This window comes from Frankia gtarii (assembly GCF_025403375.1).
Taxonomy (GTDB): domain Bacteria; phylum Actinomycetota; class Actinomycetes; order Frankiales; family Frankiaceae; genus Frankia; species Frankia gtarii.
The window spans coordinates 1-9,749 of sequence record NZ_JAMPTM010000245.1 but is presented as its reverse complement, the minus strand read 5'-3'; the positions used below and the strand labels follow the sequence as shown (position 1 = coordinate 9,749).

5 protein-coding genes are annotated in these 9,749 nt (G+C 72.6%); 1 reads left to right on the top strand and 4 read right to left on the bottom strand.

Features of this window, described 5'->3' with window-relative positions; genetic code table 11:
• Positions 1-70: 70 nt before the first annotated feature.
• The 3 genes from NBZ83_RS25555 to NBZ83_RS25545 form a co-directional block, all read right to left on the bottom strand.
• The gene (locus NBZ83_RS25555) at positions 71-451 is read right to left on the bottom strand and encodes a response regulator (RefSeq protein ID WP_261568256.1); all 381 of its coding nucleotides are present in this window, start codon (positions 449-451) and stop codon (positions 71-73) included.
• A gap of 194 nt (positions 452-645) precedes the next feature.
• The gene (locus tag NBZ83_RS25550) at positions 646-1,581 is read right to left on the bottom strand and encodes a ribokinase (protein ID WP_261568255.1); all 936 of its coding nucleotides are present in this window, start codon (positions 1,579-1,581) and stop codon (positions 646-648) included.
• 115 nt (positions 1,582-1,696) lie between these two features.
• Positions 1,697-5,782, bottom strand: coding sequence for a diguanylate cyclase domain-containing protein (locus NBZ83_RS25545; protein ID WP_261575947.1), 4,086 nt, complete (start codon positions 5,780-5,782; stop codon positions 1,697-1,699).
• A 1,005-nt stretch (positions 5,783-6,787) separates the two neighbouring features.
• On the opposite strand from NBZ83_RS25545, the gene NBZ83_RS25540 reads away from it, so the two are divergent.
• Complete coding sequence (locus NBZ83_RS25540; RefSeq protein ID WP_261568253.1) at positions 6,788-8,530, top strand: acyl-CoA dehydrogenase family protein; 1,743 nt, start codon at positions 6,788-6,790, stop codon at positions 8,528-8,530.
• A 437-nt stretch (positions 8,531-8,967) separates the two neighbouring features.
• Here the strand turns inward: NBZ83_RS25540 and NBZ83_RS25535 are convergent, their stop codons facing one another.
• Entirely contained in the window at positions 8,968-9,249 is a 282-nt protein-coding gene (locus NBZ83_RS25535) for a hypothetical protein (RefSeq protein WP_261575946.1), read from the bottom strand.
• Between the last annotated feature and the right edge of the window lie 500 nt (positions 9,250-9,749).

Here is a 9,749-nt window from a genome sequence, read left to right as displayed (position 1 = left end):
GGGCAGGCTGGGGTCCGGGCCGGAACGGTCTTCGTCGTGCTCGCCGGTTCGTCGCCGTCGGTCTGCGTCGTCACCCCTGGTCGGCCCTGCCTGCCCGATCCGCCGGGACGACCGCGCGAACCGCGGCGACCAGTTCGTCGGCGGTGAACGGCTTGGTCACCACCGACAGGCCGGTCGGCACCGGATCCAGCCCCGCGGCGCCGGTCAGCACCAGGCAGCGGGCCGTCACCGCCGGGTCGATGCGGCGCAGCTCGTCGATGAGATCCGCGCCCGAGCGGCCGCCGAGCCGCAGATCGATGAGCAGCACGTCGTGGGCAGCGGCATCCAGCAGCAGCGCCTCCTCGACGGAGCCCGCGGCGCTCACCAGGAACCCCTCCGCGTCCAGGATCCGGCTCAGTAGCGCGCGTAACATCTCGTTGTCGTCGACGACGAGCGCCGTCGGAGCGTCCATGTCCCCACCAGTTTCCGCCGCCGCATCCCCTGCCGCACCCCCCGGCCCGGATCTCCTTGGCCGCAACGGTACCGGTAACCGCACGTGCACCAGAGGCTCCCGTCGACACTCGGCAGCGGCTGGGCCGGCTGGCAGCACCGGAGCGGTGGCCGCGGATAATATGTGACCAGCGTCACCCCTGTGTCGGTCGGTCCTTATGGGCCGCCGGAGGTCAACAGTTCGTCGAGTTCAGCGCGGGTCGGCATCGCGATGCCGGCGCCGGCACGCTGCACGGCGATGGTGGCGGCGAGGTTCGCGTGGAACAGGGCGGTGGCCGCGGGCAGGCCGGCGGCGATGCCGGCGCCGAACGCCCCGCAGAAGCAGTCGCCGGCCCCGGTCGTGTCGACGACCGGGACGTGCCGCGCGGCGAGGGTGACGACCGTCCCGGCGATCCGTGCGCACACCCCGGCGCCGCCGAGAGTGACGACGATGTTGTCGTTGGGTCCGGCGCCGTCGGCGAGCAGCCCGCGCACCTCGACCAGGGCCCGCGGGCCGGGTAGCGAGCCGACGCCGACGGCGGCCGGGACCAGGCTCGCGAACTCGTGCTCGTTGACCAGGACCACGTCGGCGGCGGCGAGCAGGTCGGCCGCGGTGGGCCGGTGCGGGGCCGCGTTCAGCATCGTGCGGGCGCCCGCGGCTCGGGCCCGGTGCAGCGCCGCGGCGTTCACCACCGCCGGGATCTCGTTCTGCAGCAGCACCACGTCGCCCGGGCCCAGCCGCAGCGCATCGAGTCCACGTGCCGAGACGGCGGCGTTGGCGCCCGGCACGACGACGATCACGTTCTCACCGGCACCGTCGACCATGGTCACGGCCGTGCCGCTCGGCCCGTCGACGACCGCCAGCGGGGCGACGTCGACCGCCTCGCCGCGCAGGAACTCACGCAGCGCCGAGCCGAAACCGTCGGAGCCGACGGCGCCGACCATGACCGTCTCGGCGCCCAGCCGGCGGGCCGCCACCGCCTGGTTGGCGCCCTTGCCGCCGGGGGACAGCGCCACCGAGCTCCCCGTCACCGTCTCGCCCGGCCCGGGGATGCGGTCCACGCGCGTCGTCACGTCCATGTTGGTCGAGCCGACCACCACGACCCGTCCCACCGCGCGCCTCCCGCGACCTGGTCACCGGCGCGCCGCCCGGTGTCGCCGGCGGCCGGGCCTGCCCATCGTGGCAGAGCCGGGCCGCGGCCGGGGGCCGGATGGGCGCAGTCGCGGATCAGCGGGCGGCGGGGAACCTCGCCCGCCGATCCCGTGCGGCCCGCTTCGCCTTGTACATGTCCGCGTCGGCATGGCGAACGACGAGATCGGGATTGCGCGGGTCGGCCCCGCCGCCGACGGTGCGCGAGGATGCCAGCCCCACCGTCGCTCCGATGACGATGGCGTGGCCGGCGGAGAGGATCGGGGCCGCGACGGTCTCGCGCACTCGCTGGGCGGTGTGCCGCAGGGTGTCGGCGTCGATGTCGGGCAGCACCATGACGAACTCGTCGCCGCCGAGGCGGAACACCGCGCCGTCCGGCGGCTGCGCCCGCGACGAGCCCGCCGCACCGGGCAGCATCGTCGGTCGGTCGGTGGTCGGTCGGTGGTCGGTCGGTCGGTCGGTGGTCGGCCGGTTCGGGGTTCGGCCGCGCTGCGACCGCAGTACCTCCGTCAGCCGGGCGGCGATGGTGCGCAGCACGTCGTCGCCCGTCTGGTGGCCGAAGGTGTCGTTGACCGGCTTGAAGTCGTCGAGGTCGACGAGCAGGATCGTGAAGGGCGCCTGTTGCCGGGCCAGGCAGTCAAGCAGTTCGGTGAGTGCCAACCGGTTCGCCAGCCCCGTGAGTGGGTCGCGAGTCGCCCGTTGCCGCAGCTGTTCCTGCAGCTGGCGCCGCTCCCCGACCTCATGACAGGTCAGCAGGAGGCCGCCGTCGAGGTAGCCCGGGCCGGAGGCGGGCCGCCAGACACCGACCTCGATGTCGAACCACCGGTACCCGCCGTCGGCCGTGCCCAGCCGGATGTCCAGCAGCGACGCCGGGCTTCCGCGGTGCCGTTCGGCCAGGAAGTCCTGCATCCCGGCCCGGTCCTCGGGATGGACGAGCTCGACCAGCGGCAGCCCGATCCTGGTCTGGACCGGGTACCCCAGCAGGCTCTCGACCGCGGAGCTGATGAACGTCGGGCAACCGGCCCGGTTGAGGTTGATGATGATGTCGTGCGACTCGTGCAGCAGGGTCTGCAGCCGCGCGCCGTCGCGCCGGATCGCCTGGTCCTGCCGCAGGATCGCCCGCGTCAGCCCGGCCACGGTGACGACGACGATCGCGACGAGCAGCAGATCGCTGAGGGCATGGTTGGGCTGCGACCCCGCCGTTCCCCGGTAGTCGAGGCGCAGCACGAGGTATGCCGGCGAGGGGCTGCTGGGGATCTCGGTGGCCACCGCGAGGCGCGGGCCACCGTGGCTGTCGCGTGCCGTGACTCGCTTGCTGTGGCCCGGCCTGATCGTGCGCAGCTCGCCGGGATCGAGGATGATCCGCCCAACCGCGGTGGAGTCGTTCGATATCGCCGCCCGGCCGTGCTCGTCGACGATGCTGATCGTCATTCCGAGGTTCTGGGTCGGGCCGGCGGTCGCCGTCGCGGCGCCTCCTCGGCCGAGGGCACGGGCGATCTCCGCGCCCGGCGGCCCGTGCAGCGTCCGGCCCAGCACCAGGAACGCGATGCTATGACCGGCGCGCCGGACGGGCACGACGCTGTAGATCCGGGCCCCGCCGGACTCGTCGAGGACCGGGACGGTCAGGCCGTTGTCGCGGGCGGAGCGCCAGATCGGGCTGTGCGCGGGGAACGGCACCGCCGCCTCCGGGGGCTCGATCGCCCGGGGGCGGCCGTCGGTGTCGACGAGGGCGAGCGGGGTGTCCGCTGCCGACGTTCTCGGCGCGGCGAGGATGGCCAGCGTCCGGGCGTCGGCCGCCGGGTCCGTCAGCGACCAGGGCAGCCGGGAGACCGGGTCGATCAGGCGTCGGGGCTGGCTCAGGTCCGCCGCGAATCCGGCGAGGCGGATGGCGAGGGCATGGCTGTCGGCCATCCGCTGGGCCTCGGTCCGCCGCCGGTTGGTGTTCTCGATCCCCAGGGTGATCATGGTGGTGGTGAGGATCACGGCGCTCAGGGCCAGCAGCGGGACGGCTCGGGAAAGCTGGGCGCGGGCGCTGGCCCGTTGCTGCCGGGACAGCCACCACCGGTCCATCCGGCTCGGCGGCCCGGCCTGCGGTGCCGGCGCCGGCACCGCGCCATCGGTGATCTCCCCGGGGTTGGTCCCGGGGGACTGTCCGGCCGGTTCGGCGCAGGCCTGATCCGCGGCGGCCTGCGGTCCCATCGTCTCGGGAACGACGATCCCGTCCATGGTGCCGTCGGGGAACGTGACCGGGAGCGGCTCGGCGATCGTGAACTCGACCGCGTCGGCATCGACCGCGTCGGTTTCCCCCGCCGTGCCGGACCGGCCCGGCATCGCCACCGCGTACCGCCCCGGTCCGGCCTGCTTGGCCCTGTACATCGCCTGATCGGCGGCCCGCAGTAGCCGCTCGGGCCGGCCCGGTCCGGCGCCCGCCAGAGCGAGCCCGACACTGGCGTCAACCCGCACCACGTAGCCGTCGACGAGGATCGGCTGGCCCACCGCGCGGATGATCCGGGCGGTGACCGCGCGGGCGGCGGGCTCGTCGGTGTCGCGCAGCAGGATCCCGAACTCGTCGCCACCGAAGCGACCGCCCGCATCCGCCGCGCCGAGCGCGGACCGGATCCGCGCGCCCACCGTCTGCAGCACCTGGTCGCCGGCGGCGTGCCCGAAGGAGTCGTTCACCTGCTTGAACCGGTCGAGGTCGACGAACAGGACCGCGCTCGTGCCGGCGGGGCGCGGGGCCGCGGCGGTGGCGGCAAGCTCCTCCTCGAAGGTCGACCGGTTGAGCAGTCCGGTCAGCACGTCATGGCCCGCCTGGTAACCGAGCTGGTCGAGCTGGCGCTTGCGTTCGCCGACGGCATGGCAGGTGATCAGGACCTCGGTGGGGCCGGCCCGCTCCGGCAGCCGGCGGGCGGCGATGTCGAACCAGCGGTCGGCGCCGCTGGCCGGAGTGAGCCGGACGTCGAGCAGCGATCCCGTGGTCGGGTTCTCGATCAGGCGCAGCAGCCGGGTGGCGTCGTCGGGATGGGCCAGCTCGGTCACCATCCGGCCCAACCAGGGCTCGTCCGGATGGCCCAGCAGGGGAACGATGGCCGGGCTGACGAAGGTGAGCCGGCCGGTCGGGTCGGTGACGAGGACGATGTCGTGCGCCGCCGCGAACAGCGCCCGCAGCCCGGCCTGGCAACGCTGGGCGGCGGCCTCGCGCAGCAGCCCGAGGAAGACGATGCACAACACGCCGGTCAGCGCGACCGCCAGCAGGGTCAGGTTGCGCCGGTCGCCACTGGCCCGCAGGTCGGCGTACAGGGAGTTCGTGGGTTGTTGGAAGTAGGTCAGATACCCGGTCGCCGGCTGCGACGCGGTGATGTGGGTCGTCGTCCCGCCGGGACCGGACGACTGCCAGATCCGCGGGGCGTCGCCGTGGGCAAGGGAGCGGCGTAGCTCCGCGGCCGACAGGATCCGCCGGCCGGGTAGCGCCGGGTTGGTCGAGGCGATCGGGACGCCGTTCGGGTCGATCGTCGACACGCTGCCGCTGCTGGTTCCGAGAACGGTCGCGATGCCGCCCAGGAGCTGAAGGTTGATCTCCTGGGCGGAGACGGACACCAGCACGGCCCACGGCCGCGGTGACCCGACCGGGACCACGGTGGCGCGGACCGGTGCGTCGCCGAGGGTGAAGACGGGAGACACGGCGCCCGTGCCGGCCCATGCCGACGACAAGGCGGCGCCGAGGTCGCGTGGAACCACAGTGCTGCCCCGCGGGTACGCCGCGGTGACGGTGCCGCCCTGGTCAACCAGGGCCAGCAGCCGGGTGACGTCGCCCGACGGCGTGAGCTGCAGGCCGGCGAGGAGACGCGCGTTGGTGGCGCCGTCGGCTGGCTGGAAGGGGACGCGGTCGACGGCGGCCGACAGCCCCGCGGGGGCGTCGGCGTCGGACTCCCACCGCGCGAGCTGCTCGACGATCTCGGCCCGGGCCGCCAGCCTCGACGCCTCCTCCCGGTGCAGCAGGTCGGCGCCCATGTGCAGAGCCAGGGAGCCGAGCACCAGGATGGCCACCAGGATGGCCAGCGGCGGGAGGAACCGCCGTCGGCGGGCCGGTTCGCGGCGGGCCGCGAGCGCGGCCATGACGCGGCGGGGTGATCGCCGCCCGCCGATCCGGCCACCTCTGATCATCTGCGCGCCCCGCCCGACAACGTTGCCCGGACTCGACGGATCTCACCGTGAGTAAACGTATTCTGATTTCCGGGCGGCGATTCCTCCCGGTTGTGGGTGAGCATACGAGTATCAGCGCCGCGAGTTTCATCGGCCGCCGCGCGTCCGGTAACAGCCGGGCCTGCCCGTGTGCAGCGCGCAGCAATGGGTTGGATGTCGGCGCGGGCCGGTACGACGGTCCGGATTCCCTGTCGGCAGAATGATGGATACCCAGGGCTGTTTCGCCGATACTTTGCGTCAATCTCGGTGGCGCGGCTCCTGGTAGCCTCGACTTTGGGTGTTTGAGGGTGACGTAGAGTGTCGATCTGGCGGCGAATTGTTGTCGTGACGCTGCCACCGCTCGCGATCCTCCCGGCGGGTCTGACGTTACTTTCGGTGTTTCTCGAGACTCTCCGTAGTGCCCTGGCGGTCTAGCCCATTCGAGCATCGCGTAGCATGATCAACTGATCACGACGTGCTCCAGGATCTGACGGTGACCTCTGCGGAGTGGGCGGCCCTTACTCCGCGACGGCCGTGCGTCGGGTGGGCCGGTGCCCTGGTCCGTGCGTCGCGGGTAGGACGAGGCCGGGCGGCCGAGCCGATCGTCCGCGCCCGTTCCCGACGTGGTTCGGATCCATCGCTCGCCGGTCGTCACAAATGCACAGCCGCGCTCGCGGCGACTGGCTGCGGATTGTCCGGGCGGCGGTTATATCCACACTGGATGGTGTTTTTCCAGATGGCCGACGGGCGCCGAGAATCAATATGTTGCTCTCGTTTTCACGCCGACCGATCGGGCCGACACAGCCCATCCGGGCAGGCGCGGCCGGGCCGGACAGGTGGGCTCGGCAGGGACCGGGTAGACCCGCTGCCAGAGGGCACGCCGGGCGCCGGGTCTCCCGCCGTCGGTCCACCCCCGCCGGTCTCCCGCTGCCGGTCTTCCGATGCAGGGACGACCGTCGCACGTCGCACGTTTCGAGAGGAGTGGCGATGAGCTCGTCGATCGAGGCGCGGCGACCCACGGTGGCTCCGCGGTCGTCTCCCGCCCGGACACATGAGGTGACGAATCAGCCGCCGCCCCTGGTCGGCCACGACGCGTCCGCGGATCCGGCACTGCTGGCAGCGCTGGTCCGGGAAGGCGCCGGCTGGCATCTGGACGCCCTGCGCCGCCTGGGACGGCTGGCCGGCACCGAACAGGCCCGGCGCTGGGCGGAGGAGGCCGACCGGTTCCCGCCCGAACTGCGCACACATGATCGTTACGGCAATCGCGTCGACGAGGTCGACTTCCACCCGTCCTGGCACGCGCTGCTCGAGGTGGCGGTGCGGGAGGGGTTGACCGGGGCACCGTGGGCGGACCCCCGTCCCGGCGCGCACGTCGCGCGGGCGGCGAACATCCTCGTCTGGGGCACCGTCGAGCAGGGGCACCTGTGCCCCGTGTCGATGACCTACGCCGTGGTCCCGGCGCTGCGAGCCGCCCCCGATCTCGCGGCCAGGTACGAACCGTTGCTGACCAGCCGGGTCTACGACCCGGGGCTGCGCCCGCCGGAGGGCAAGGCCGGGCTGCTCGCCGGCATGGGCATGACCGAGAAGCAGGGCGGTTCGGACGTTCGGACGAACACGACGACGGCGACGCCGGCCGCCGACGGCACCTATCGGCTACGGGGCCACAAGTGGTTCACGAGTGCGCCGATGAACGACGTCTTTCTGGTCCTGGCACAGGCACCTGGCGGGTTGTCCTGTTTCTGGGTGCCGCGGGTGCTCCCGGACGGGAGCCGGAACACATTCCGCATTCAGCGCCTGAAGGACAAGCTCGGCAACCGCAGCAATGCCAGCAGCGAACTCGAGTTCGACGACACCGTGGCCTGGCTGGTCGGCGCGGAGGGACGTGGGGTCCGCGTCATCATCGAGATGGTGGCGATGACCCGACTCGACGCGGGCCTCGGGTCCGCGGCCGGGATGCGGGCCGCGGTCATGGCGGCCGCGCATCACGTACGCCACCGGCGGGCCTTCGGAACCTGGCTGATCGACGCCCCACTGATGCGCAATGTGGTGGCCGATCTGGCCCTGGAATCCGAGGCGGCGACCACTATGGTGCTGCGGGTCGCGGGAGCCGTCGACCGGGCCGCTCGCGGCGACCGTGGTGAGCAGGCGTTCAAACGCCTGGCGACGGCCGTGGCGAAGTACTGGATATGCAAGCGGGCACCGGGCGTGGCCGCGGAGGCCCTCGAATGCTTCGGCGGAAACGGCTATGTGGAGGAGTCGGGCATGCCCCGGCTCTACCGGGAGGCGCCCCTCAACGGAATCTGGGAGGGCGCGGGCAACGTCAATGCGCTCGACGTGCTGCGGGCACTCGACCGTGAACCGGACGGCCTCGACGCGCTGTCCGTGCAGATCGAGGCGGCTCGTGGCGCGGACGCCCGGCTCGATCGGGCCTGGGATCGGCTGCGCGCGGAATTGCCGCGGGCGGCGGCCGATCCGTTCGTCGCGCGTCGCGTCGTCGAGCGGTTGGCGCTCGTTATGCAGGGTTCGCTGCTGGTCCGATATGCCCCGCCCGCGGTTGCGGACGCCTTCTGCGCGAGCCGGGTCGCCGGTGACGGGGGTCTCGCTTTCGGAACGTTGCCGTCCGGGGTTGATATCGCAGGTATCCTCGACCGGATTGCTTCGGTAGATAGTGTTACCGATTCAATCAGTGATACCCGTCACGAGCGGGATGATGGCAGAATCTCGTTGTAATTCCCTTGCGACGAATAGCGATGGATCGCCCCTAGCCTGGTAGGCGACTGCGCCCGGGGGGTTTCCATGATGTACTTCTGCCTGGCGGTCGCCGGGCTGATTGTGTTTGCAGGAGTTCTCGGCCTGGTCCGCGGACGGGCCGAGTGGGCATGGATCCCCGATCGCCGCCGAGCGGGGATCGTCACCGGCGCCGGATCGGTGGCTCTCGTCGCGTTCGGGCTACTCGCGACCCAGGGTATCGGGACTGGGGACGGCGGTGATCACGATCCAGCCACGAACAGCTTCTTCCTGGTCCCGCCCAGGTCCGGCTCGTCCTCGCCCACATCTGGGCGCGACGGGCAGCCGGGCGCCCAGACGTCGGATGCGACGAAGGACGACAAGGCATATGCCCAGCCCACCGACAATGTGACGGACAGCCGCGTGCCGGCCGGCCCGAACTACCCGCGGGACGCCTCATCCAGCCGGGGGCGCACCGAGACGCCCGGGCGGGTGGTGGGCGTGTCTCCCGCACCCGTCGGGTCCAATCGCGCGGGCGGCACGGCCACCCCGCCGCGGGGTACGACCCGCCAGCCCGCGAAGACGGGGCCGCCGGCCGCCTCGCCCCCACGCAGCGGGAGCACGGGGGTCCATACGACCGCCCCGCCGCGCGGTGGTGGGGCAAGCACCGCACCCTCGATCCCTTCCGGGGGCAGCCGGCCCCCGGCCGGCACCGGAAACACCGGTGGCTCCGGTGGCTCCGGCGGTTCTGGAGGTGGCGGCGGGTCCGGTGGCTCCGGCGGTTCTGGAGGTGGCGGCGGGTCCGGTGGTTCGGGCGGATCCGGGGGCCCCGGCACACCTTCGACGAGCAGGCCTGCGCCGGGTAAGCCGTCTGTGACGAGCAGGCCTGCGCCGGGCAAGCCGTCTGTGACGAGCAGGCCTGCGCCGGGCAAGCCGTCTGTGACGAGCAGGCCTGCGCCGGGCAAGCCGTCTGTGACGAGCAGGCCTGCGCCGGGCAAGCCGTCTGTGACGAGCAGGCCTGCGCCGGGCAAGCCGTCTGTGACGAGCAGGCCTGCGCCGGGCAAGCCGTCTGTGACGAGCAGGCCTGCGCCGGGCAAGCCGTCTGTGACGAGCAGGCCTGCGCCGGGCAAGCCGTCTGTGACGAGCAGGCCTGCGCCGGGCAAGCCGTCTGTGACGAGCAGGCCTGCGCCGGGCAAGCCGTCTGTGACGAGCAGGCCTGCGC

Coding starts and splice junctions, on each gene's coding strand:
- NBZ83_RS25555 (WP_261568256.1), bottom strand. CDS start 451: ATGGACGCTCCGACGGCGCTCGTCGTCGACGACAACGAGATGTTACGC.
- NBZ83_RS25545 (WP_261575947.1), bottom strand. CDS start 5,782: ATGATCAGAGGTGGCCGGATCGGCGGGCGGCGATCACCCCGCCGCGTC.
- NBZ83_RS25540 (WP_261568253.1), top strand. CDS start 6,788: ATGAGCTCGTCGATCGAGGCGCGGCGACCCACGGTGGCTCCGCGGTCG.